Source organism: Micromonospora sp. CNZ286 (assembly GCF_014207755.1).
Genome location: NZ_JACHIZ010000001.1, coordinates 5,666,255 through 5,690,275, shown reverse-complemented (window position 1 = coordinate 5,690,275; position 24,021 = coordinate 5,666,255). Strand labels below are relative to the sequence as shown.

Below are 24,021 nucleotides of genomic sequence, written 5' to 3'. Positions count from 1 at the left end.
CGGCCGCCCCGGTCCTTTTTCGCGTACGGGGGGAGTCCGGCGGATGTCGAACCAGGTGACGTTACCCGGATCGGCTTGACGTTTGCTGTGAACAGGAGCAAGGTATGGCTGCCCTAAGTTAACTGAGGCAAGCCTGACTACGGAGTATCCATGTTCGCCACGTACCTGATCGGCCTGCGCGAGGGCCTGGAAGCGACCCTCGTGGTCAGCATCCTCGTCGCCTTCCTGGTCAAGTCGCAGCGCCGGGACCGGCTGCCGCAGGTGTGGGTCGGCGTCGGCCTGGCCCTGGCGCTCTCCGTCGGCTTCGGCTCCCTGATCCAGTACACCTCCACCTCGCTGCTGCGCACCTCCGAGTCGCGCGAGCTGTTCGAGGCGGTCACCTCGGTCGCCGCCGTGGTCTTCGTGACCTGGATGATCTTCTGGATGCGCAGGGCCGCCCGCACCATCGCCGGTGAGCTGCGCGGCAAGCTCACCGACGCGCTCGCCGTCGGCTCCCTGGCGGTCGCCGGCATGGCGTTCCTCGCCGTGATCCGCGAGGGCCTGGAGACCGCGCTGATCTTCTACGCCGCCGCCGAGAGCGCGGCCGGCGGAACCGGGCCCGGCTCGCTGCTCGCCCTGGCCGGCGGCATCGCCACCGCCGTCGTGATCGGCTTCCTGCTCTACCGCAGCGCGGTACGGATCAACCTGAGCCGGTTCTTCACCTGGACCGGCGCGCTGCTCATCCTGGTCGCGGCCGGCATCCTCAAGTACGGCGTGCACGACTTCCAGGAGGCCGGCGTGCTGCCCGGCCTGAACGACCTGGCCTTCGACATCTCGGGCACGCTCGACCCGGGCTCCTGGTACGGCGCGCTGCTCGCCGGCATGTTCAACGTCACCGCCGCGCCGACGGTGCTGGAACTGGTCGCCTGGGTCGCGTACGCGGTGCCGGTGCTCGTCCTCTTCCTGCGCAAGCCGGCCAAGCCCGCGAAGCCGGTGCAGTCCGCCGAGCCGGTTCAGCCCGCCGAGCCGGCCGCCGACACGTCCGCCGACACGTCCGCCGAGACGTCCGCCGCGCCGGCCGACGCCGCCGTTCCGTCCCCCCGCTCCTGACCCGCCCGTTTCCGAGGAGACCCCGCACGATGCGTACCACTCGACTCGTCGCGCCCGCCGCCGCCGGGCTGCTCGCCGTCGCCGGCCTGACCGGCTGCGGGGGCGGTGACGACGCCGACGCCACGAACGGCGGGCCGATCGCCGTCAAGGCCACCGACACCGTCTGCGAGGTCGGCGACACCGAGATCGACGCCGGTCAGGTGACCTTCAAGGTGACGAACACCGGTTCCAAGGTCAACGAGTTCTACGTCTACGCGGCCGGTGACCGGGTGATGGGCGAGGTGGAGAACATCGCCCCCGGGCTCAGCCGCGAGCTGCGGGTCGAGCTGACCGCCGGCACGTACGAGACGGCCTGCAAGCCGGGGATGAGCGGCCGGGGCATCCGGGGCGCGCTGAAGGTCTCCGGAACCGCCGCGACAGTCGCCCCCGACGCCGCGCTGACCCAGGCCACCGAGAGCTACCAGCGGTACGTGCGCAGCCAGACCGCCGCGCTGCTGACGAAGACCGAGGAGTTCGTGGCGGCGGTCAAGGCGAACGACGTGGCCAAGGCCAAGGCGCTGTACCCGGTGGCCCGCACCTACTGGGAGCGGATCGAGCCGGTCGCGGAGAGCTTCGGCGACCTCGACCCGAAGATCGACGGCCGCGAGGAGGTGGTCGAGGAGGGCATGGAGTTCACCGGCTTCCACCGGATCGAGAAGGACCTCTGGACCACCGGGGACGTCAGCAAGGACGGCCCGATCGCCGACCGGCTCCTGGTCGACGTGAAGGCGATCGTCGCCAAGGCGGACGCCGAGAAGCTCACCCCGCTCCAGCTCGCCAACGGCGCCAAGGCGCTGCTCGACGAGGTCGCCAGCGGCAAGATCACCGGCGAGGAGGAGCGTTACTCGCACACCGACCTCTGGGACTTCAACGCCAACCTGGAGGGCTCGAAGGCGGCGATCGCGGCGCTGCGCCCGGCGCTGGAGCAGCGCGCGCCCGACCTGGTGAAGCAGCTCGACAGCGAGTTCGCGAACGTGGAGGCAACCCTCGGCAAGCACCGGGACGGCGACGGCTGGAAGCTGCACACCCAGCTCGGCAAGGCCGAGCTCAAGGAGCTGTCGGATGCGGTGAACGCGCTGGCCGAGCCGGTCAGCAAGGTCGCGGCGGCAGTCGCGCGATGACCGGCCCGGCCGGTGGTGACGCGACGAGCGAGCCGAACCGCGAGCGGACTGGTCGCGGCCTGTCCCGGCGCCGGGCGATGACCCTGGCCGGCGCCGGTGTGGCCGGCGTCGCCGGGGTGGCGGGCGGCGCGGGTGCGCTGCTCGCCGGCGGGAACGAGGCCTCAGCCACCGGCTCCGCCGCAGGGTCGGTGCCGTTCCTCGGCGAACACCAGGCCGGCATCACCACCCCGGCCCAGGACCGACTGCACTTCGTCGCGTTCGACGTGGTCACGAAGGACCGGGACCGGCTCGTCGCCATGCTCCAGGAGTGGACCGCCGCCGCGGCCCGGATGACCGCCGGCAAGGACGCCGGGGTGATCGGCGCCGTCGGCGGCATGCCCGAGGCTCCGCCGGACGACACCGGCGAGGCGCTCGGACTGCCCCCGTCGCAGCTCACCCTCACTGTGGGCTTCGGGCCGACGCTGTTCCGCGACGCGCAGGGCCGGGACCGCTTCGGCATCGCCGCCCGCCGCCCGGCAGCCCTCGTCGACCTGCCGCACTTCGCCGGGGACGCGCTCAGGCCGGAGCTGTCCGGCGGCGACCTCTGCGTCCAGGCCTGCGCCAACGATCCGCAGGTGGCGGTGCACGCCATCCGTAACCTGGCCCGGATCGGCATGGGCGTGGTGAGCGTCCGCTGGTCGCAGCTCGGCTTCGGGCGTACCTCGTCGACGTCGCGGGACCAGGCCACGCCGCGCAACCTGTTCGGCTTCAAGGACGGCACCGCCAACCTCAAGGCCGAGGACGCGGGCCTGCTCCGCGACCAGCTCTGGGTGCAGCCCGATGACGGCCCGGAGTGGATGACGGGTGGCTCCTACCTGGTCACCCGGAAGATCCGGATGCTGATCGAGACGTGGGACCGCAGCCCGCTGGCCGAGCAGGAGATGATCGTCGGGCGGACCAAGGGCAGCGGCGCGCCGCTGGGCCTCCGGGACGAGTTCGACGAACCGGACTTCGCCGCGAAGGGCGACGACGGGGAGCCGCTCATCGCCGACACCGCACATGTACGGCTCGCCCACCCGGACGCGAACAACGGCGCCCGCCTGCTGCGCCGCGGCTACAACTTCGTGGACGGCTCGGACGGGCTGGGCCGGCTCGACGCCGGTCTGTTCTTCATCGCCTACCAGCGGGATCCGCGCCGGCAGTTCGTGCCGATCCAGACCCGGCTGGCCCGCAACGACGCGATGAACGAGTACCTGCGGCACGTCTCCAGCGGCCTGTTCGCCTGCCCGCCCGGCGTACGCGACGCCGCCGACTGGTGGGGGCGAGGGCTGTTCGGCTGAGCCCGGCTCAGCGGCGTACCGGATCGGGGGCGGCCTCCGGCGCCGCGGACCGCAACCGGCCGACGGCCGGCGCGGCGGGACGCAGGGTGGCCGGCGCGACGGCGTGCGGCACCGCGGCCGGGGGCGGGACCAGCTCCGGCCAGAGCGTGGCGGTGACCGCCCGGGCGCGGCCCAGCCGGAGCGCGGCCCGGCGCCCCCGCTCGGCCAGCAGGGCGGACAGGTAGACCCAGTCCGGCGCGGACCACGGCGGAGGCGGCGAGGTGACCGCCGCGGCCTCCACCCACAACGCCTGGCCCAGCCGGGAACGGTCCGGCTCGGCGAGCTGAGGCAGCCGGTCCAGATACTGCCGGACGGCCAGCGCCAGCCCGTCGTCGAACCGGGTCAGGTCGAGCGTGGTCGCCCAGGCCAGCAGCGGCGGCGGAGCCGGCGGCAGCGGCCGCCACAGCGGCGCGCCTCGACTGTGCACCACGAGCGTGCCGGCGACCAGGTCACCCAGCCGGCGGCCGCGCGGGTCGGTGAGCATCACCGTGACGCTCGCCGCCCAGCTCAGCAGCGGCAGCACCAGCCCGGGCCACTCCACCGCGACGCCCACGAGCGCCCGGGTCAGCGACTGGCCCACCCCCACCGGGCCGCCGTCGGCCCGCACCACCCGCAGCCCCACGGCCAGCTTGCCCACCGTCCGGCCACCGGCGAAGCGCTCCATCACCACCGGATAGCCGAGCAGGACCAGCACCAGCAGCACGACCTGGAGCGCGCCGGCCAGCGCGGCGTCGAGGAGGTCGCCCAGCAGGGCGAGCGCCACCATGGCCAGCACTGCGCCGAGCAGCAGGAACAGCACGAGCTGGATCACGGCGTCGATCAGCAGGGCGAGCACCCGGGAGCCCAGCCGGGCCACCCGGACGTCCAGCTCCACCGCCTCGCCGCTGACCAGACCGGCATCGGCCCAACTGGGCGGTGGGGGAGGTTGCGCGCGCACCCCGACAGTGAACACCATGGACGCCGAACGGGGGAGGGTGAGTGGATCTCGACGCGTACGTGGCCGAGCACGGCGCCGAATGGCGGCGGCTGGAACACCTGACCGGCCGGCGTCGCCTCGACGCGGCCGAGGTCGACGAACTGGTGGCGCTCTACCAGCGCAGCGCCACACACCTCTCCGCGCTGCGCGCCCGGGCACCCGAGCCGACGCTGGTGAACCGCCTGTCCCACCTGGTCCTCGCCGCCCGGGCCCGGGTCACCGGCCGCCCCCGGCTGTCCTGGGCGGCGGTGGGCCGGTTCCTGGCCGCCGACCTGCCCGCCGCCCTCTACCGGGCCTGGCCGTGGTGGTGCGGCGTGGCCACGGCGTTCAGCGCCCTGAGCGCCTTCCTCATCTGGTTCGTCGCCGGTAACCCGGACACCGCCGCCGCGTTCGTCGGCCCCGAGGCGGCCCGGCAGCTCGTGGACTCCGGTTTCGCCGGCTACTACACCGAGTTCGCCGCGCCCACGTTCGCGTTCCACCTGTGGACGCACAACGCCTGGCTGGCCGCCCAGTGCCTGGCCGCCGGCGTCCTCGTGGTGCCGGTGCTCTGGCTGCTGTGGCAGAACGCGCTGAACATCGGCGTGGTCGGCGGCGTGATGATCTCCTACGGCCGGGCGGACGTCTTCTTCGGCATGATCACCCCGCACGGGCTGCTGGAGCTGACCGGCATCTTCGTCGCCGCCGGGGTCGGACTGCGGACCGCCTGGGCCTGGATCGCTCCGCCCGCGCACCTCGGGCGCGGCCGCGCGGTCGCCGAGGCGGGACGGCTCGCCGTCGTGGTCGCCGCCGGCCTGGTCGGCCTCTTCGCGGTCTCCGCGCTGATCGAGGCGTTCGTGACCCCGGCGCCGGTGCCGATCCCGCTGCGGGTGGCCGCCGGCGCCGCGGTGTGGCTGGCCTTCCTGGCGTACGCGCTGGTGCTCGGCCGGCGCGCGGTCAGAGCTGGCCGAGAGACTTGAGCCGCAGATAGGTGTCGGCGACGGCCGGGGCCAGCCGGTGCCCCGGTACGTCCACCACAGTCACGCCGTAGCGCGACAGGGCGGCGCGTACCCGGTCCCGTTCGGCCAGCGCCCGCCACGCCGATGCGGCCGCGTACGGGTCGTCCGGGCCGGCCGGGGTGGCAGTGGCGAGCCGGTTCAGCACCGGGTCGCCGGCCGCGGCCAGCACCACCCGGTGCCGGGTCGCCAGCCGGGGCAGCACCGGCAGCAGCCCGTCGCCGATCGCGCCCGCCTCCAGCGCGGTGAACAGCACCACCAGGCTGCGCTGCCGCTCCCGGCGCAGCACCTCGGCGGCGATCAGCTCGAAGTCGGTCTCGGCCAGCGCGGGCTGCAACGGCGCCACCGCGTCGACCAGCCGGGCGAGCAGCGCCGGACGGCCGCTGCCGGTCACCCGGGCCCGGATCTCCGTGTCCGCCGCCAGCAGGTCCACCCGGTCACCGGCCCGGGCGGCGAGCGCGGTGAGCAGCAGCGCCGCGTCGATGGCGGTGTCCAGCCGCGGCTCGTCGCCGAGGCGTACCGCCGACGTGCGGCCGGTGTCCAGGACGCAGACCAGCCGCCGGTCGCGCTCCGGGCGCCAGGTGCGCACCAGCACGTCGGCGCGGCGGGCGCTGCCCCGCCAGTCGATCGAGCGGACGTCGTCGCCCACCGCGTACTCGCGCAGCGTGTCGAACTCGGTGCCGTGACCGCGCCCCCGGGTCACCTGCACGCCGTCGATGACCCGCAGCCGGGCCAGCTTCTCGGGCAGGTGCCGGCGGGAGTCGAAGCGTGGCAGCACCCGCAGCGTCCACTGTGGCGTGGCGGGTTGCCCGGCGCGCTGCCGGGCGCCCAGGCGCATCGGCCCGAGCGAGCGTACGGTCAGCGCCACCGCCGGCCGGTCGCCGCGCCGGGTCGGGGTGAGCCGGACCGGCAGCGTGGCGGTGCCACCGGGCGGCACGGTGAGCAGGCGGTCCGGCGGCACGTCCGGGCGCGCCCCGGCCGACGGCACCCAGGCGTCGCGTACCTGGGCGTGGAGCGTGCGGTCGGTGGGGTTGGCCAGGTGCAGCGTGACGGTGGCGGTGCCGCCGAGGCGGACCGTCCGCTCCCCGGACCGGGTCACCGTGAGCGCGTCCGGCGGGACCGCCATCGCCCGGTCGAGCAGCACCAGCAGCAGCACCGTCGCGGTCAGCACGGCGACGCCGAGGAACGGCGCCGGCCAGGCCGGCAGGGTCAGCGCGCCCGCGCCGAGCAGCAGACCCGCCCGCCAGGTCATCGCGGCGTCGGCACGGTGGCCAGCACCGAGTCCAGCACGGCGTCCACAGTCACGCCCTCCAGCTCCGCCTCCGGACGCGGGCGCAGCCGGTGCCGCAGCGTGGGCCGGGCGACCGCCTTGACGTCGTCCGGGGTGACGTGGTCGCGGCCGGCCAGCCAGGACCACGCCTTGGCGGCGTTGAGCAGCGCGGTGGCGCCCCGGGGGGACGCGCCCAGCTCCAGCGCCGGAGCGGACCGGGTGCCCCGGCACAGGTCCACGATGTAGCCGAGCACCGGCTCGGCCACGTGCACCATCCGCACCTCGGCCCGGGCGGCGGCCAGGTCCGACGCGTCGGCCACCGGGCGTACGCCCGCGGCACGCAGGTCGCGCGGGTCGAAGCCGGCGTGGTGCGCCCGCAGCACGCCCAGCTCCTCCTCGCGCTCCGGCAGCGGCACAGTCAGCTTGAGCAGGAAACGGTCGAGCTGCGCCTCGGGCAGCGGGTAGGTGCCCTCGTACTCGACCGGGTTCTGGGTGGCCGCGACGATGAACGGGTCGGGCAGCGGGCGGCGCTCGCCCTCGACGGAGACCTGCCGCTCCTCCATCACCTCCAGCAGCGCCGACTGCGTCTTGGGCGGGGTGCGGTTGATCTCGTCGGCGAGCAGCAGGTTGGTGAAGACCGGCCCCTCCCGGAACGTGAACGCGGCGGTGCGCTGGTCGAAGATCAGCGAGCCGGTGACGTCGCCCGGCATCAGGTCGGGGGTGAACTGAACCCGCTTGGCGTCCAGGTCGAGCGCGGCCGCCAGCGTCCGCACCAGCAGCGTCTTGGCCACTCCCGGTACGCCCTCCAGCAGCACGTGCCCCCGGCAGAGCAGGGCGATCACCAGGCCGGTCACCACGGCGTCCTGCCCGACGACGGCCTTGGCGACCTCGGCGCGCAGCCGGTGCAGGGCGGCGCGGGCGCCGGACGGGGCGGTGGTCGTGACGGGTCCGGTCACCGGGTGTCTCCTTCGCTGGGATGCGGGGCCAGGGTACGGGTCAGGACGTCCAGTTCGCGGGCCAGCTCCAGCAGCTCGCGGTCCTTCTCCGGGGCGGGGCCGTAGAGCAGGTCGGCCACCCGTTCCGGGTCGGCGCCGGCGCGCTCGGCGACCCGGGCGGCCACCTCGTCGTCGGGCGTGCCCGGGGGCAGGTTGAGCCGGGTCGTCAGCCGGTCCAGCGCGGCGTCGCGCAGCGTCGCGGCGACGGTGTCCCGGGCGCCCGCCCGGCGGTAGAGCCGCGCCCGGCCGCGTACCGTCTCGGCGGACCGGACGGTCACCGGCAGCGGCTCCGACACCGGCGGCCCGAGCCGGCGGGCCCGCCAGAGCACCACGAGCAGGCCGGCCAGGGCGAGCTGCACCAGGAGGGCCCAGAACCACTGCGGGAAGGCGCCCCAGAGCGGGTTCTCCCGCGGCGGGTCGGCGCGGTCGGGCGGGTCGGGCCGTTCCGACCTGCCGCTGCCGGCCGGGGCGGGCTCCTCGGTGAACGGCTCCGGGGACCAGCTCGGACCGGTCGGGGCCGACGCCGGCTCGGGCAGGTCGAGCCAGACCAGCGGGCGGTCGCCGCCGAGCAGGCCGGTGGCGAGGGCCTCGTTGCCCCACTCGCCGATCCGGTCGTTGCGGAACGGGTCGCTGGCGCCGGCCAGCACCACCTCGACCCGGCCGGGGACGCGCAGCAGCGCGCCGCCGTAGCAGTGGTCCACCTCGGCCGGCCCGGCGTACCGCTGGAGGTCGATCGCGGCCGTGCCGGCCCGGACCGCCTCGGGCAGCGGGCAGGGCGTGCCGTCGGCGTCCGGCGGCACCGCGCGGGCGGCCCAGCGCCCGCCGGCCGGTTCGACAGGGGTGTCCAACTCGGCGAGCACCCGCCGGGACGGCTCGACGAGCACCAGCCGGCTGCCGGGCGGCAGGGTGGTCAGCCCGTCGAGCAGGTCCGGGTGCACCAGGCCGGGCGCGGGCACGAACAGCGTGCTCGGCCCGGCCCCGGCGGTACGCAGCGCCGCCGCCAGATCCGTCTCCCGGCGTACCGGCACGCCCTGCGTCCGCAGCGCCTCGGCGAGCAGGCTGGCGCCGTCGTCGTCGGTGGCGACCGGGGACAGGAAACCGGGCTCGTCGGCGTCGGGCCGGTCGACCGCGCGCAGCACGAGCGTGGTCACGATCAACAGCACTGCGAGCCCGAGCGGGACGATCAACCGGTACGGACGCCGGCGTGGCGCCGCCGTCACGGTCTCCGGTACGACTGTGGCCGTCACCGCGGCTCCTCCCCGGTCAGGTCGCGGCTCAGGTCGGTGGCGAGTTCACGCATCCGCCGGTCGTGCGCGGCGGTCGCGGGACGCTGGGCGTACCAGAGGTCGGAGAAGATCGCCCCGGCCGCGTGCAGCGTCGGCCGGACCTGCGGCCGGTTACGGGCCGCCGCCTCGGTCAGCTCGACGACGGTGAGCCCGGGGCGGGGTTCCACCACCTGCCGGACGACCAGCAGCCGGACCATCTCGCGCAGGCGCTCCCGGACCGCCTCGGCGTACCGGCCCTCGGCCGCCAGCCGGTCGGCCGGCCCGAGCCCGCCTGCCGGCACGGGTTCCGGGGTCCGGGGCGCGGGCAGGCGTACCGGCGGCGGATCGGTGCGCTTCCGGCTGCGCCGCCGGAACCGGGGCAGGCGGAACCGGGGCAGGCGGAACCGGGGCAGCCGTGGACGCCGCCACCGGGGGAGACTGAACCGGGGCAGCCGGCGGGGCACCCAGGCCGGGAAGAAGTACCAGCCCAGCGCCGCCAGCAGCGCGACCGCCAGCAGGATCAGCGCGACCAGCGGCAGCGGCACCACGTCACCGAGGGCCGCGACCGTCTCGGTCCACCACCGGCTCACCGGTGCGCCGCCAGCAGGACCGGCTCGGGCACGTCGGCCGGCGCGCGGGAGAGCCGGATGTCCAGCCCTTCGGTGCGGATCCGGGTCTCCAGGTGCAGCACCGCGTCCAGGCAGGCGAGCGCCGGGTACGCCAGCGCGTTCACAGCGGTGAAGGCGGCGATCGTCACCGGCAGCGCCCAGGCCGAGACGTCGAACAGGCCCAGCATGGTGAGGCCCTGGTAGAGACCCAGCCCGATGCCGAGCCGGATCAGCCACCAGCCCAGGTAGCCCAGCAGCCGTATCGCGGCGGCCCGCGCGCTGACCCGGCCGGCCAGGCGTAGCGCCCGCCAGGGCACCAGGTGCGCGGGCACCCCGTCCAGCACCAGGACCGGTACCACCAGGCCGAGCAGCGCGTACGCCGGGAACCAGCCCGGCCCGGTCAGCCCGGCGGCGGTGACGGTCAGCCCGACCAGGACGGCGGCCGGCAGTGCCGCGCCGAGCCGGGCGCCGCGCAGCAGCTCCGACGGTGCGGGACGGCGCCCCAGAAGCGCCGCGCCGGCGCCGCGAGCCGCAGGGGCGCCGAGCAGCGCGACGATCGCGGCCTCGGTGCCCGCGCCGGCCGCCAGCAGCAGCCAGTACGCGGGGAGGGAGTCGCCGAACTCCGCCGGCCACCAGAACGGCGGTTCGGTCCCGGCGAGCATCCGCAGCGGGTGGAGCACCGCCTGTTCGGCGAGGGCCAGCAGCAGGGCGAGCGGGACGAGCACCCGGGCCTGGTCGCGCAGCAGCAGCACGGCCGCGTCGAGCAGCTCGCCGACGGTCAGCGGACGGCGCGGCAGCACCGCGGTCGGGCCGGCGTCGGGCACGCGTACTCCTGGGCGGGGCGAGCGGAGGTGGCGGGCGGGGCGACGCCCGGGGGATCATGGTTGCACGGCGGGTCCGCATCCGGTGGACCCGTCCGCCCCGGCGCGCCACGCTGGGCGGCCACGCCGACTTGCTGTGGTGCGCGGGGCCGCTCGGCGCTACGGTCTCGTGGAGACGCCGAACACTCCAGACGAACGGGGATGGAACGATAAACCCCATGAGAGCCCGGGTACTCGTGGTCGACGACGACCCCGCCCTCGCCGAGATGCTCGGCATCGTGCTGCGCAGCGAGGGCTTCGTGCCGTCCTTCGTCGCGGACGGCGAACGGGCGCTGGCCGCGTTCCGCGACAACCGACCCGACATCGTCCTGCTCGACCTGATGCTGCCGGGCATGAGCGGCATCGACGTGGCCCGCGCCATCCGGGGCGAGTCCGGCGTGCCGATCGTGATGCTGACCGCCAAGAGCGACACAGTCGACGTGGTGCTCGGGCTGGAGTCCGGCGCCGACGACTACGTGGTCAAGCCGTTCAAGCCCAAGGAGCTGGTGGCTCGGATGCGGGCCCGGCTGCGCCGCGGCGAGGACGTGGCGCCGGAGATGCTGACCATCGGCCCGCCCGGCAACCAGATCACCATCGACGTGCCGGCCCACACGGTCAGCCGCGACGGCGAGGAGGTGAAGCTGACGCCGCTGGAGTTCGACCTGCTGGTCGCGCTCGCCCGCAAGCCGCGTCAGGTCTTCACCCGCGAGGTGCTGCTGGAGCAGGTCTGGGGCTACCGCCACGCGGCGGACACCCGCCTGGTCAACGTGCACGTCCAGCGGCTGCGCGCCAAGATCGAGCCGGATCCGGAGCGACCCGAAATCATCCTCACCGTGCGGGGCGTGGGCTACAAGGCGGGTACCGGATAGCCTGGTCAGCACTGTGGTGACCACCCCGCTGCCCGACCCGCCGACCGCCGCGCCCCGCCGGCTCCACGCCGTGCGGGCGATCTGGCTCGCCCTGACCGGCCGGGTCGCCCGGCTGGTGGCCGCGGTGCACCAGGCGTGGCGGCGGTCGCTCCAGGTCCGTGTGGTCACCATCACGCTGGTGGCGTCGAGCCTGCTGGTGGGCGGTTTCGCCTATCTGATCGCCGACAAGATCACGAGCATCCTGCTGGAGAACGCCGAGACCGACGTGCGGCTGCGGTTGAGCAACGGCAGCGAGTACGCGGCCAAGCAGTTCAACCTCTACAGCCAGCCGCAGGAGGCGCAGCTCCAGAACACCATCGACGGCACCGTCAACTACCTGGCCGGCGGAGACCCCACCCAGACCAGCGGCGTGGTGGTGGCGATCACCGCCGACAACTTCGCCGAGTTCATCGAGCCGCGTACGACGCCCGACGTGCCGGTGGGCGCGGTGATCGGCGACGAGCTGCGGGCCACAGTCGCCTCCGGCAAGGTCGCACACCAGATCCGTACCGGCTCGCTCGGCGGCGAGCGGACGAAATACCTGGTCTACGGCTCCCCGGTGCCCACCAAGTTCGGGCAGGTCGAGCTCTACTACCTCGTACCCCTGGCGCGGCAGGACGCGACGGCGGCCGACGCCCGCGCCACGGTGGTCGCCACCGGCGTCGCGCTGGTGCTGCTGCTCGGCCTGCTGGCCGCCCTTGTCACCCGCCTGGTGGTGACGCCGGTACGGGTGGCCGCGCGCACCGCGCAGCGGCTCTCCGCCGGCCTGCTCGACCAGCGCATGGTGGTCTCCGGCGAGGACGACCTCGCCCTGCTGGCCGCCTCGTTCAACCAGATGGCGACGAACCTGCAACGGCAGATCCTCCGGCTGGAGGAGATGTCCCGGCTGCAACGCCGGTTCACCTCAGACGTCTCGCACGAGCTGCGGACACCGCTGACGACGGTACGGATGGCAGCCGACCTGATCTTCGCCGAGCGCGACGAGTTCGACCCGGCGGTGGCCCGCAGCGCCGAGCTGCTCCAGGCCGAGCTGGACCGGTTCGAGGAACTGCTCACCGACCTGCTGGAGATCAGCCGGTTCGACGCCGGCTTCGCGGTGCTGGACAGCGAGCCGACCGACCTGGTGCCGGTGGTGCACCGGGTGACCGAGCGGCTGGCCGGGCTGGCCGAGCGGGTCGGGGTGACCATCGAGCTGGACCTGCCGGACACTCCGGTGATCGCCGAGGTCGACCCGCGCCGCGTCGAGCGGGTGCTGCGCAACCTGGTCGGCAACGCGGTCGAGCACGGCGAGGCCAAGCCGGTACGGATCACCCTGGGCCAGGATCAGAGCGCGGTGGCGATCACCGTGCGGGACCACGGGGTCGGCCTCAAGCCGGGGGAGGAGAAGCTGGTGTTCAACCGCTTCTGGCGGGCCGACCCGTCGCGCGCCCGGCAGACCGGCGGCACCGGGCTGGGCCTGTCGATCAGCCTGGAGGACGCCCGCCTGCACGGCGGCTGGCTGGAGGCGTGGGGCGCGCCGGGGCAGGGCGCGCAGTTCCGGCTCACCCTGCCGGCCCGGGCCGGGGACCGGCTCACCACCTCCCCGCTGCGGCTGGTGCCGGCCGACGCCACGGTGCCGTTCGGCGGCCCCCGCGACGGCGGGCTGCCCGCCGTCGGGCCCGGCGGCGGCGTCGCGGCGCTGACCCCCGGACCGGCCGGCGGGGGCGACCACGCGGAGGCGCGGCCGTGAACCGCCGCGTCCTGGCCCTGCTGCTGACCGGCGCGCTGCTGCCGGCCGCGCTCGCCGGATGCGGCATCCCGGACCAGACGGACGTGCAGGTGGACGGCTCGGTGCCGGCCGCCGAGTCCGGGGCGCTCAACGGCAGCCCGGCCCGGCCGCCCGAGCCGGCCGACAGCAGCGAGCCGGTGCCCTTCATCGAGAACTACCTGCGGGCCGCCGCGGCAGGGGAGCGCGACCAGGCGTACGCCCGGGCCCGGAAGTTCCTCGCCGCGGAGGCCCGCGACCTGCTTCCCGGCAAGCCGCAGACCAGCGAGGTCGAACTGACAGTGGTGCGGCTGCGGGAGAAGCCGGAGAGCACGCCGCCCAACAACCAGGGCACCAGCACCGTGACGCTCAAGGTGCAGCAGGTGGGCGTGCTGCGCGCCGACGGCACGCTCGGCCCGCCGGTGGCGAGCGAGACGCAGTACGCCTTCGAGCTGCGCCGGGCCGAGCAGGCCGGTACCGGCCTGCTGATCACCGAGCTGCCGAACGTGCTGCTGGCCAGCGACTCGGCGATGCGCGAGTACTACCGTCCCCGCACCGTCTACTTCTGGAACACCGACCTGACCCGGCTGGTGCCGGACCAGCGCTACCTGCCCTCGTCGGCGCCGACCGAGCGCCGGATCACCGAGGTGATGAAGTGGCTGGCCGACCGCCCGTCGGACTGGCTGGCCCCCGGCGTGACCGGGCTGCCCGACGGCACCCAGCTGATCAACAATGCGACCGGCGCCGACGGCCACTGGGAGATAAACCTGAACATGCCGGGCGCCAACGAGCAGCGGCTGACCCGGCTCGGCACCCAGCTGGCATGGTCGCTGTCGGACCTCGACGGCCAGGTCGACCTGAAGATCCAGAACCAGAAGCGGCTCACCGTCGACCTGCGGCGGGAGCGCGTCTCGACAGCCGCCTATCCACGCGGCGGCGATCCGATGCGGTTCGCCGTCTACGACGGCGCCGTCCGCCCCCTGGCGTTCGGCAACGAGTCGCGTGCCGCCGTTCCGCTGCCGCCCGCGGAGAACCGCAACGTGGTCTCCGCGTCGCTCGCCCGCGCCGACGACCAGGTGCTCGCCGCGCTCGTGGTGACCGGGTCGGACAACCGCAGGCGGCTCAAGGTGGGCACCGGTCCGGAACCGGTCGCGATGCTCAGCCCCGGCGACCGTACGTTCCGGGCGATGAGCCGTCCCACCTGGCTGCGGTCGCTGAACAAGGCCCGCCCGGCCGGTCTGGTGGCGGCGGACGGCCGGCTCTACCGGTTCGACGGCGCAGGCCGGATGAGCGAGATCCCGCTGTCCGTTCCCGGGCCGGTGACGGCTGTGGCCGGTTCCCTCGACGGCCACCGGATCGCGCTGGCCTCCGGCGGCGCGGTCTTCGTCGCCGCGGTGAGCGTCGACGGTGGCGTGGTCAGCCTCGGACAGCCCCGCCGGGTGACCACGCTGCTCACCGGCGTGACGGTGGTGGACTGGGTGGCGGAGAACGAGCTGGCGCTCGCCGGCAACGAGGCGGACCGGCGTTCGGCGATCCACCAGCTCAGCGTCGACGGTGCCTGGGAGACCCCGCTGGCGGTGGAGATCGGCGCCCCGGTGACCCAGCTCGCCGGGTATCCGGGCGGCGGCGACCGCGGCCTGGCCGCGTTCTCGTTCATGTTCGAGACGGACGGCGCGGCCTGGCGGAACAACCCGTTCGACTACGTGAAGCGGGAGCAGGTGCTCGACGTCCCGTCGGGCAGCCGGGCGACCAACCCGACCGCGCCGTTCTTCCTCTACTGAGCCGTCCGTGCGTGACCTGGGCGGGCTCTGGTCGGACCTGACCGACCTGGTGCTGCCAGCCGGGTGCGCGGGCTGCGGCGCGGGATCGGTACGGCTGCGGCACGGCTTCTGCCCCGGCTGCGTGCGGGAGCTGGAGTCGCTGCGTCCCGCACCTGCCCGGCCCGATCCGGCTCCGCCCGGCCTGCCGCCCTGCGTCGCGCTCGGCCCGTACGGCGGCGCGCTGCGCGAGGGTCTGCTGGCGTACAAGGAACGGGGCCGGCACGGGCTGGCCCGGCCGTTGGGCGCGCTGCTCGCCGAGGTGGTCGCGGTGGCGGCAGGGCAACCCGGCCCGGTCACGCTCGTGGCGGTGCCCGACACCGCTCGCGCCGCCCGGGCCCGCTACGGCGACCACCTCGACCGGCTCGTCCGGCCGGCGGCGGCCCGGTTACGCGCGGCCGGCTGGCCGGTACGCGTGCTGCGCCCGCTGCGGGCGCTGCCCCGGACCGACTCGGTGGCGCTGGACAGCGCCGGGCGGGCCGCCGCGGCCGAGGAGGCGTTCCGGTTGCGCCGCCCGCCGGCCGGCCACCGGCCGGGGGAGACGGTCGTGCTGCTCGACGACATCGTCACCACCGGCGCCACGCTGGCGGCGGTGAGCCGGATGTTGCACCGCGCGGGAATGACGCCAAAGGCCGCGGCCGTGCTCGCCGCAACGCAAAAGCGGCACCGTCGGTGACGCTTCGTGTATCCGTTTCACCCCATGGTGTATGAGCTGTTAAATTTCGCGACCGCCTTCGGCAACCAGGGGTGACGGTTGGCCGTACAGGAGTTAGCGTTTCGGTGTCGGGGGTAGTGAGGGTCAAACCTTCCCCCGGCACTGGAAGGAGGCGTAGCCGAACAACACCGGTCGACGCCGAGCGGGGCCCTCCCGGGTGCGTCGACCGGATGATCCGGACCGAACGACCGTCCGAACAAGGGAGGTCACGTGGACATCGTGGTCAAGGGCCGTAACGTCGAAGTGCCGGACCATTACCGGGTGCACGTAGCCGAGAAGCTCGCGAAGATCGAACGCTACGACCAGAAGCTCATTCGCGTGGACGTCGAGTTGTTCCACGAGCGCAATCCACGCCAGGCGGACACCTGCCAGCGGGTGGAGATCACGTGCGTGACGCGCGGCCCGGTGATCCGGGCCGAGGCCTGCACGAACGACTTCTACAGCGCGCTCGACGCCGCCATCGCCAAGCTGGACACGCGATTCCGCCGCGCGGCGGACCGTCGCCGGGTACACCGCGGACGGCATGCGCCGATCTCCGTGGCCGCCGCGACCGCCGGCCTGCCGGTTGCCGACCTCGACGGGCCCGGACTGGCGGCGCTCGACGGCCACGGCACCGCCACAGCGGTCGCGGAACGCCCCGACGAGAGCGGCCACACCGAACCCGACGACCAGCCGTGGCACATCGCCCGGGCGAAGGTCCACCCCGCCGAACCGATGACCGTCGACGACGCGCTGTTCCAGATGGAACTGGTCGGCCACGACTTCTACCTGTTCCAGGACAAGGAGTCCGGCCGCCCGAGCGTGGTCTACCGGCGGCACGCGTACGACTACGGGATCATCCAGCTCGACACGTGACCCCTTGACCGGTGAGTACGGGCCCCCGCGCGGGGGCCCGTACTCAGTTCTCGTCGGTGGCCAGCCGGCCGTAGACCACCGAGTCGACACGGGCGCCGTCCGGGCCGGGCAGCCGGCCGCGCAACAGCCCTTCCCGCCGGAAGCCGGCCCGTTCCAGCACCCGCTGCGAGGCGACGTTGTCCGGCCGCGTGCCGGCCCACAGCCGGGCCACCCCGATGCCGAACGCCCACCCCGCGACCAGCCGGACCGTCCGGGCCGCCAGCCCGCGCCCGCGCGCCTCGGGCAGCAGGCTGTAGCCGATCATGGCCTGCCCGGTGGCCGGCTCGTCGTAGAACAGCGCGCAGCCGCCGACGACAGCGCCGGTGACCGCGTCGACGATCGCCAGGTCGGCGGCCTCTCCGGCGAGCCAGCGGCTCGCCGCCAGCCGGCAACGGCGCGCGAGCGCCGCCCGCTCCGGCGCCACCGGCGGCACCCGGTTCGCCACCACCTCCGGCAGCGAGTGCAGCCGGTACAGCGCGTCCGTGTCCGCCGGCTCCACCGGGCGCAGCGTCACCACGCCGTCGGTGAGCCGGCCGTCCGGCAGGTCCGGCAGGTCCGGCAGCAACCGGGCGAGCGGCCCGGGCGGGTCGTCGGCCAGCCGCACCCAGGCGATCAGATCCTGGCGTACGCCGTCGCCGTCCGCGCCCGCCGCCCGGCGTACGCCCTCGTGCCGGTAACCGCAGGCGAGCGCGATGCGCTGGCTCGCCACGTTCTCCGTGCGGGTGAGCAACTCCAACCGGGCCGCCCCGGCGGCGAACGCACGTTCGGTCAGCAGCCGGGTGGCGGCGGTGGCCACGCCCCGGCCGCGCGCCGCCGCTCCCACCCAGTAACCGATCTCGTACGTCTCCCGCTCCGCGCTGAGCCGGGTCAGCCCGATGCTGCCGAGCAGCCGGTCGCTCGCCGGGTCGGCGATCGTGTACGCCGCACCGCCCGCCGCCCACGCCGCGGGCGCGCCCTCGGTGACCCACCAGCGGGCGGCGTCGGAGTCGTACGGGCCGGGCAGCAGGGGCATGAACCGGCGGATCTCCGGATCGGCGCACCCGGCCACCATCTCGGGCACGTCCGCGAGGTGGCACGGCCGCAGCCGTACGCCGTACCCCTCGATCGTCTCCGGCGTCACGCCAGGTCGCCCGGGAGCAGGCCGCCGATCCACACGTCCTGCCGCTCGCCGCGGTGCTGGACGCCGCCGCGCAGCGTGCCCTCGACGGTGAACCCGGCCTTCTCGGCGGCCCGCCGCGAGGCGGTGTTGCCCACGTTCGCCCGCCACTCGATCCGGGCCAGGCCGAGCGTGGTGAAACCCCAGGCGCACACCGCGGCGAGCGCGGCCGGCAGGTAGCCCCGGCCGCGGGCGTGCGGCGCGGTCATGTAGCCCACGTCGGCCACCAGCGGGTCGTTCGGCAGCAGGCGCAGGTGGATCGACGCGACGTAGCGGTCGTCCGGGTCGGCCACGGCGAACGTCACTGCCGTTCCCCGCGCCCAGGCCGGGCGCACCAGGTCGCGCAGGAAGCCCTCGGCGTGCTCCGGCCGGTACGGGTGCGGCACCGTGGTCCAGCGGATCGTCTGCTCGTCCTGGCAGGTGCGGGTCACCGCGGCCAGGTCGCGTTCCTCCAGCGCGCGCAGCCGCAGTTCGGTGTCGCCTGCGGTGGCGAACAGGACCGGCTGCGGCCGGCCGAAGACCGCCGCGCGGCGGGCCTGGAGCGTGTCCGGGCCGTAGGGGACCGGGTCGCCGGCGGCGGCGACCTCCCCGGGGAGCAGCGAGCCGATCCAGCCCTCGGGCCGGCCGCCGGGGCTGGGGTCGGCAAGCCGCAGCTCACCCTCGATCCGGAAGCCGGCGCGCAGCGCGACCAGCCGGGAGGCGTGGTTGCCGATCTCGGCCTGCCAGGTGAGCCGGCGCAGCTTGAGCGCGTCGAACGCCCAGCGGGCGAGCGCGCGGGTGGCGCGGACCGCGACGCCCCGGCCCCGGGCCCACGGCGCGGTCCAGTAGCCCACCTCGGCCGACTCCCGCGCGCGGTCGACGGAGACCAGGCCGAAGGAGGCGAGCAGCTCACCGGTGCCGGCGTCGCAGACCGCGAAGAGTGCACCGGTGCTCTCGGCCCAGGCGGTGGCGCTGATCGTGGTGACGTACTCGCTCGCGTGCTCCGGCAGGTACGGGCGAGGTACGGTGGTCCAGCGCTGGATGTCCGGATCCTGGCAGGCACGGTGCACCGCGTCGGCGTCCTCCGCGCGCCACGGGCGCAGCAGCAGGCCGTCCTCGATGATCTCCACAGGCTCCATTCGAGCCATCGTGCCGGATCGTTCGCGCACGGCGTAACCCGATTAGCGGCCGGTGGCGCACGGTCGCGGCGTTATGTCGGGTTCCGGAGCCCGGACCGCCGCCACCAGTGACCATCGTCGCGTCGGAGCGCCTACGATGGTTCGAGACCGTCTAGGGGAGCGTTGATCCGTGTCGATTCTGGAAAAGTTCCTTCGCGCCGGCGAGGGCCGCATGGTGCGTCGGCTGAAGGCCATCGCTGCCGCCGTCAACTCGATCGAGGACGACTACGTCAACCTCAGCGACGACGAGCTGCGCGCCATGACCGACCAGTTCAAGGAGCGGCTCGAGGATGGCGAGACCCTCGACGACCTGCTGCCCGAGGCGTTCGCGGTGTGCCGGGAAGCCGCCTCGCGGGTGCTCGGCCAGCGCCCCTACGACGTCCAGGTGATGGGTGGCGCGGCGCTGCACTTCGGCAACATCGCCGAGATGAAGACGGGTGAGGGCAAGACGCTCACCTCGGTCATGCCGGTCTACCTGAACGCGCTCGCCGGCAAGGGCGTGCACGTGATCACGGTGAACGACTACCTGGCTGAGCGCGACGCCGCCTGGATGGGCCGCGTCCACGAGTTCCTCGGCCTGCAGGTCGGCGTGGTGCTGCCCAACCGGCCCGCCAGCGAGCACCGCGCGGCCTACGAGTGCGACATCACCTACGGCACCAACAACGAGTTCGGCTTCGACTACCTGCGCGACAACATGGCCTGGTCGAAGGACGAGCTGGTCCAGCGCGGCCACTTCTTCGCCGTGGTCGACGAGGTCGACTCGATCCTGATCGACGAGGCGCGTACCCCGCTGATCATCTCCGGTCCGGCCGAGCACTCCGCCCGGTGGTACCAGGAGTTCGCCGCCGTGGTGGCCCGGCTCCAGCCCGGCACCGACGGCGAGGGCGACTACGAGGTCGACTACGCCAAGCGCACCATCGCGATCACCGAGCGCGGCGTGGCCAAGGTGGAGGACCGCCTGGGCATCGACAACCTGTACGAGTCGGTGAACACCCCGCTGGTCGGCTACCTGAACAACGCGATCAAGGCCAAGGAGCTCTACAAGCGCGACAAGGACTACATCGTCAACGACGGTGAGGTCCTGATCGTCGACGAGTTCACCGGCCGCATCCTGCACGGCCGCCGCTACAACGAGGGCATGCACCAGGCGATCGAGGCCAAGGAGGGGGTGGAGATCAAGCAGGAGAACCAGACGCTCGCCACCATCACCCTCCAGAACTACTTCCGCCTCTACGAGAAGCTCTCCGGCATGACCGGTACCGCCCAGACCGAGGCGGGCGAGTTCAACAAGGTCTACAAGGTCGGCGTCGTGACCATCCCGACGCACCGGCCGATGGTCCGGCTCGACCGGCCCGACGTCATCTACAAGACCGAGAAGGCCAAGTTCAACGCCGTCGTCGAGGACATCGCCGAGCGGCACGTGCAGGGCCAGCCGGTGCTGGTCGGCACCGTCTCGGTGGAGAACTCCGAGATCCTGTCGCACATGCTGCGCCGCCGCGGCATCCCGCACTCGGTGCTGAACGCGAAGTTCCACGCCAAGGAGGCGGAGATCGTCGCGCAGGCCGGGCGCAAGGGCGCGGTCACCGTCGCCACCAACATGGCCGGCCGCGGTACGGACATCCTGCTCGGCGGCAACCCCGAGTTCCTCGCCGCGAACGAGCTGCGCCAGCGCGGGCTCGACCCGGTCGAGCAGCCGGAGGAGTACGCCAAGGCGATGGAGGAGATCCTCCCGACCTGGAAGCAGGCGTGCGACGTCGAGGCGGAGGAGGTCGCCGCCGCCGGTGGGCTCTACGTGCTGGGCACCGAGCGGCACGAGTCCCGCCGGATCGACAACCAGCTGCGCGGTCGCGCCGGCCGGCAGGGTGACCCGGGCGAGTCCCGCTTCTACCTGTCGCTCCAGGACGAGCTGATGAAGCGCTTCCGGGCCGGCGCGGTCGAGGCCGTGATGGACCGCTTCAACATCCCGGAGGACGTGCCCATCGAGTCGAAGATGGTCACCCGCCAGATCAGGAGCGCCCAGGCCCAGATCGAGGGCCAGAACGCCGAGATCCGCAAGAACGTCCTCAAGTACGACGAGGTGCTGAACAAGCAGCGCCAGGTGATCTACGCCGAGCGCCTCCGGGTGCTCAACGGCGAGGACCTGTCCGACCAGGTCCGCAACATGATCGACGACGTGGTGACCGCGTACGTGGTCGGCGCGACGAGCGACGGCTACGCCGAGGACTGGGACCTCGACCAGCTCTGGTCGAGCCTGAAGCAGCTCTACCCGGTGGGGATCACCGTCGAGGAACTGGAGGAGGAGGTCGGTTCCCGCTCGGGCATCGACCAGGACTTCCTGCTCGCCCGCCTGAAGGAGGACGCGCACGCCGCGTACGACAGGCGTGAGGAGAGCCTCGGCGAGGAGGCGGTGCGCCAGCTTGAGCGCATGGTCCTGCTCCAGGTGATCGACCGTAAGTGGCGCGAGCACCTCTACGAGATGGACTACCTCCAGGAGGGCATCAGCCTGCGGGCGTACGCCCAGCGCGACCCGGTCATCGAGTACCAGCGCGAGGGCTTCGACATGTTCGCCTCCATGATGGACGGCATCAAGGAGGAGACTGTCGGCTTCCTCTACAACCTGGACGTCCAGGTCGAGGAGGCGGAGCCGGAGGCCGAGGAGGTGCAGCTGCTGGAGAAGCCGGTGGAGATCCGGGCCAAGGGTCTCAACCGCGCGCCGCAGCAGCAGGGCCTGCAATACTCCGCGCCCGCCGTGGACGGCGAGGCCGGCCGGGGTGCCCCGGTGATCGAGCGGCCCGAGCAGCAGGCGCCGGCGCTCGGCATCGGCCAGCAGTCCTCGGAGCGCCCGGCCGCCACCACGCCGCGCCGTGCTCCGGCCGGGGCGAGCGGCCAGGCTGTGGCCGCGAGCACCGCCCGGCGGGCCGCGCCGGGCCAGGTCGACGGCGGCGAGGGCCCGTCCCGTAACGCGCCCTGCCCGTGTGGCTCGGGCCGCAAGTACAAGCGCTGCCACGGCTCGCCCAACGGCGGCAACTGACCCCGAACACCCACGACGGGCCCCGGCCACCAAGGCCGGGGCCCGTCGCCGTCCTCCCGTCCTCCCTCCCGCCCTCACTCGCGCCCTCCCTCGGTCGATCTTGCAGTTGCGGCCCCTGTTGTGACCGATTCATGCCGGAATCGGGGGTACGAAAGTGCAAGATCGCGGGGGTTTGGTGGGGTGGGGTGGGCTGGAGATCCTCGTTCGCCTGGTTGTTGCGGCGAGCCTCCCGTTGGGCGAGATTGGCGTTCTGCTTGGTGGGAGCGGTGGAGATCTTGGTAGGAAAGTGCCCCTATGAGGGCCGTTTGGTACCAAGATCACGCCGGCCCGGGTGCCGGGTGCCGGGCGTGCGCACACCGATCGGCGCGGGTGGCCGCGGCGCGTCGGGCCAGGTCGGGGAGGCGATGGCCGGGCTCAAAGGACGTCCAGGACCTGGCACAGCCAGGTGCCTCGACGGCGTTCCAGGCGTATCGCCACCGCCCAGCTCGCGCCCCCGGCGCCCGCGAACACGGCGGTGGCCTCGACCGCACCCGCGCGCGGCTCGCACACCCGCAGGCGCCGCAGCAGCAGCGCCGGCCGGGCGGTACGGCGGCGGACCGGTGTCACCCGGCGGGCCGCGCGGGTCAGCTCGGCTGCCACCGGGCCGGCCGACTCGGGCAGGCAGAGCGGCCGGAGCTGACCGGGCGGCCGGAAGCCGTTGACGATCTCCAGGAAGGTGCGCACGAACAGGTGCGCGGCTCGCGCTCCCTCGGGTGTGGCGGAGGCGAGGGCTGACGCCTGCGCCCCGGACCAGCGGGGCCAGGCGGTCGCCGGGTCCGGTGCTCGACCGGCGGGGCGTGCGGCGGCACGGCGGCGTGGGTCGGCCAGGTCGAGCGTGAGCTGACCGACGGGACTCCAGAGCGGTTCCTCGTCGGTGCACGGCGGGTCGAGCGGCGGGGCGGGCCGGAGACGGACCGGCGGGCGGGGTGCGCGGGGACGGCGGGTGTCGACCATCTCGAATCCTTGCGTTTGCCTTCGTTTGCCTCCGACAGACTCTCATCTTCCCGGACGCGGACGATCGCCGTCAATGGCTCACGGTCCCCGGGTGGTCACTCCTCGTCGCGCTCGCCGAGCGGGTTGCCGCGTACCCATTCGGCGGTCTCGGCGTACTTGCGCTCGATGTATTCCTCCAGCCGGGCGCGCTCGACCCGCCACTGGCCCCGGCCACCGATCTTGATCGCGGGCAGTTCGCCGCTGCGGACCATGTGGTAGACCTGCGAGTCCGACACGTTCAGCTCGGCGGCGACGTCGGACAGCAGCAGGAACCTCGACTCCACGGTGTGACTCCCGGGGTTGGTTGTGTTTGCTTCAGTTTGCCATCACCAGGTGACATCGCCGCGCGCCCGTTCGGGAGACACACCGGCGGGAGACTTCACCCGCGCGGGTGCCGGGTGTATGACGGTCTCGGCGTACGGCATGATCGGCGCCCGGAGTCGGCGTCCGCCGACGATCGGCCTGAGTGTGGGAGTGACCGGTGACCGACGAGCTTGTCCGGGTGTACCTGCCGGCGACCGTTCCCATGCTCGCCCGGCTGCGCGAGGAGGGGCTGAGCGCCGAGGCGGCGCACGCCGTGACCCCGGAGCTGCGCGAGTGGTACGCCGAGGGCGACGAGGAGGAACTGGAGTACGTGGCCTTTACCCGGGCCGCCCAGGACGCGTTGCTCCTGCTCCGGCACGACCCCGCCGCCCCCCGGCGACGGGTGGTGGTCTCGGCCGACCTGCCGGCCCGTGCTGTCGGCCGGGTCGGCGGCGAGCTGGGATCGAGCGTGGTCCGGCCGGTCGGACCGGTACCCGTGAAGTCGGTCGCCGCGCTGCACGTGGACGGCGCGGACGCGGTCGAGGACGTGGCCGCCGCCGTCGACGTGGTGGTGGAGGCCCAGGCCGGTGACCCGGACGCCCAGTTCACAGTCGACGGCGCCGAGGACCACGAACTGGAGTGGTACGACGTGACCGAGCTGGACCTGCTCCTGCGCGAAGCGGGCTGACGG

At 73.8% G+C, this 24,021-nt stretch carries 21 protein-coding genes; 11 read left to right on the top strand and 10 right to left on the bottom strand.

Features of this window, described 5'->3' with window-relative positions:
• Positions 1-150 precede the first annotated feature (150 nt).
• Genes efeU through efeB form a run of 3 tightly spaced genes read left to right on the top strand, consistent with a single transcriptional unit; the run spans position 151 to position 3,568 of the window.
• Positions 151-1,089, top strand: coding sequence for an iron uptake transporter permease EfeU (efeU, locus tag FHX31_RS25160; protein ID WP_184977314.1), 939 nt, complete (start codon positions 151-153; stop codon positions 1,087-1,089).
• Positions 1,090-1,118: 29 nt separating this feature from the next.
• Complete coding sequence (gene efeO / locus FHX31_RS25155; protein WP_013284201.1) at positions 1,119-2,249, top strand: iron uptake system protein EfeO; 1,131 nt, start codon at positions 1,119-1,121, stop codon at positions 2,247-2,249.
• The gene (gene efeB / locus FHX31_RS25150) at positions 2,246-3,568 is read left to right on the top strand and encodes an iron uptake transporter deferrochelatase/peroxidase subunit (protein ID WP_184977313.1); all 1,323 of its coding nucleotides are present in this window, start codon (positions 2,246-2,248) and stop codon (positions 3,566-3,568) included. Before efeO ends, efeB begins: the two co-directional genes overlap by 4 nt.
• Positions 3,569-3,575: 7 nt before the next feature.
• Here the strand turns inward: efeB and FHX31_RS25145 are convergent, their stop codons facing one another.
• The gene (locus FHX31_RS25145; RefSeq protein WP_486481703.1) at positions 3,576-4,544 is read right to left on the bottom strand and encodes an RDD family protein; all 969 of its coding nucleotides are present in this window, start codon (positions 4,542-4,544) and stop codon (positions 3,576-3,578) included.
• 41 nt (positions 4,545-4,585) lie between these two features.
• Between FHX31_RS25145 and FHX31_RS25140 the strand changes: the two genes are divergently transcribed.
• The gene (locus FHX31_RS25140) at positions 4,586-5,539 is read left to right on the top strand and encodes a stage II sporulation protein M (RefSeq protein ID WP_013284204.1); all 954 of its coding nucleotides are present in this window, start codon (positions 4,586-4,588) and stop codon (positions 5,537-5,539) included.
• Here the strand turns inward: FHX31_RS25140 and FHX31_RS25135 are convergent.
• Genes FHX31_RS25135 through FHX31_RS25115 form a run of 5 tightly spaced genes read right to left on the bottom strand, consistent with a single transcriptional unit; the run spans position 5,517 to position 10,537 of the window.
• On the bottom strand, positions 5,517-6,827 hold the full coding sequence (locus FHX31_RS25135; RefSeq protein ID WP_013474115.1) for a DUF58 domain-containing protein: 1,311 nt from the start codon (positions 6,825-6,827) through the stop codon (positions 5,517-5,519). The two genes, FHX31_RS25140 and FHX31_RS25135, sit on opposite strands and share 23 nt — an antisense overlap.
• On the bottom strand, positions 6,824-7,801 hold the full coding sequence (locus tag FHX31_RS25130; protein ID WP_013284206.1) for an AAA family ATPase: 978 nt from the start codon (positions 7,799-7,801) through the stop codon (positions 6,824-6,826). Before FHX31_RS25130 ends, FHX31_RS25135 begins: the two co-directional genes overlap by 4 nt.
• Positions 7,798-9,087, bottom strand: a complete 1,290-nt coding sequence (locus tag FHX31_RS25125; RefSeq protein ID WP_184977311.1) for a DUF4350 domain-containing protein — start codon at positions 9,085-9,087, stop codon at positions 7,798-7,800. Before FHX31_RS25125 ends, FHX31_RS25130 begins: the two co-directional genes overlap by 4 nt.
• A complete protein-coding gene (locus FHX31_RS25120; RefSeq protein ID WP_184977310.1) occupies positions 9,084-9,695 on the bottom strand; it encodes a DUF4129 domain-containing protein in 612 nt (203 codons plus the stop codon). The genes FHX31_RS25125 and FHX31_RS25120 overlap by 4 nt, the downstream gene beginning before the upstream one ends.
• The gene (locus FHX31_RS25115) at positions 9,692-10,537 is read right to left on the bottom strand and encodes a hypothetical protein (protein ID WP_091330149.1); all 846 of its coding nucleotides are present in this window, start codon (positions 10,535-10,537) and stop codon (positions 9,692-9,694) included. The genes FHX31_RS25120 and FHX31_RS25115 overlap by 4 nt, the downstream gene beginning before the upstream one ends.
• Before the next feature lie 215 nt (positions 10,538-10,752).
• Here FHX31_RS25115 and mtrA point away from each other — a divergent pair, with 215 nt between their 5' ends.
• The 5 genes from mtrA (at position 10,753) to hpf (ending at position 16,612) form a co-directional block, all read left to right on the top strand.
• Positions 10,753-11,442: an MtrAB system response regulator MtrA gene (gene mtrA / locus FHX31_RS25110; protein WP_013284210.1), complete on the top strand. Its 690-nt coding sequence runs from the start codon at positions 10,753-10,755 to the stop codon at positions 11,440-11,442.
• Positions 11,443-11,455: 13 nt separating this feature from the next.
• On the top strand, positions 11,456-13,210 hold the full coding sequence (gene mtrB / locus FHX31_RS25105; protein ID WP_184977309.1) for an MtrAB system histidine kinase MtrB: 1,755 nt from the start codon (positions 11,456-11,458) through the stop codon (positions 13,208-13,210).
• Positions 13,207-15,006 (top strand): LpqB family beta-propeller domain-containing protein, encoded by a 1,800-nt coding sequence (locus FHX31_RS25100; RefSeq protein WP_013284212.1) that lies wholly within the window; start codon positions 13,207-13,209, stop codon positions 15,004-15,006. The genes mtrB and FHX31_RS25100 overlap by 4 nt, the downstream gene beginning before the upstream one ends.
• Positions 15,007-15,013: 7 nt before the next feature.
• Positions 15,014-15,718 (top strand): ComF family protein, encoded by a 705-nt coding sequence (locus tag FHX31_RS25095; protein ID WP_114919502.1) that lies wholly within the window; start codon positions 15,014-15,016, stop codon positions 15,716-15,718.
• A 249-nt stretch (positions 15,719-15,967) separates the two neighbouring features.
• Entirely contained in the window at positions 15,968-16,612 is a 645-nt protein-coding gene (hpf, locus tag FHX31_RS25090) for a ribosome hibernation-promoting factor, HPF/YfiA family (protein ID WP_013474120.1), read from the top strand.
• A 43-nt stretch (positions 16,613-16,655) separates the two neighbouring features.
• Here hpf and FHX31_RS25085 read toward each other — a convergent pair whose 3' ends face one another.
• Both FHX31_RS25085 and FHX31_RS25080 read right to left on the bottom strand, forming a co-directional pair.
• Positions 16,656-17,771: a GNAT family N-acetyltransferase gene (locus FHX31_RS25085; protein WP_184977308.1), complete on the bottom strand. Its 1,116-nt coding sequence runs from the start codon at positions 17,769-17,771 to the stop codon at positions 16,656-16,658.
• The gene (locus FHX31_RS25080) at positions 17,768-18,925 is read right to left on the bottom strand and encodes a GNAT family N-acetyltransferase (protein ID WP_184977307.1); all 1,158 of its coding nucleotides are present in this window, start codon (positions 18,923-18,925) and stop codon (positions 17,768-17,770) included. The genes FHX31_RS25085 and FHX31_RS25080 overlap by 4 nt, the downstream gene beginning before the upstream one ends.
• 169 nt (positions 18,926-19,094) lie before the next feature.
• Between FHX31_RS25080 and secA the strand changes: the two genes are divergently transcribed.
• On the top strand, positions 19,095-21,995 hold the full coding sequence (secA, locus tag FHX31_RS25075; protein ID WP_013284217.1) for a preprotein translocase subunit SecA: 2,901 nt from the start codon (positions 19,095-19,097) through the stop codon (positions 21,993-21,995).
• A 414-nt stretch (positions 21,996-22,409) separates the two neighbouring features.
• Here secA and FHX31_RS25070 read toward each other — a convergent pair whose 3' ends face one another.
• Together FHX31_RS25070 and FHX31_RS25065 are read right to left on the bottom strand one after the other, a co-directional pair.
• Entirely contained in the window at positions 22,410-22,988 is a 579-nt protein-coding gene (locus FHX31_RS25070) for an Rv3235 family protein (protein WP_013474123.1), read from the bottom strand.
• Positions 22,989-23,083: 95 nt separating this feature from the next.
• Positions 23,084-23,311 carry a helix-turn-helix domain-containing protein gene (locus FHX31_RS25065; RefSeq protein WP_013474124.1) on the bottom strand — a complete coding sequence of 76 codons (228 nt, stop codon included), beginning with the start codon at positions 23,309-23,311 and terminating at the stop codon, positions 23,084-23,086.
• A gap of 197 nt (positions 23,312-23,508) precedes the next feature.
• On the opposite strand from FHX31_RS25065, the gene FHX31_RS25060 reads away from it, so the two are divergent.
• Entirely contained in the window at positions 23,509-24,018 is a 510-nt protein-coding gene (locus FHX31_RS25060; protein ID WP_013474125.1) for a DUF6912 family protein, read from the top strand.
• Positions 24,019-24,021: the final 3 nt, after the last annotated feature.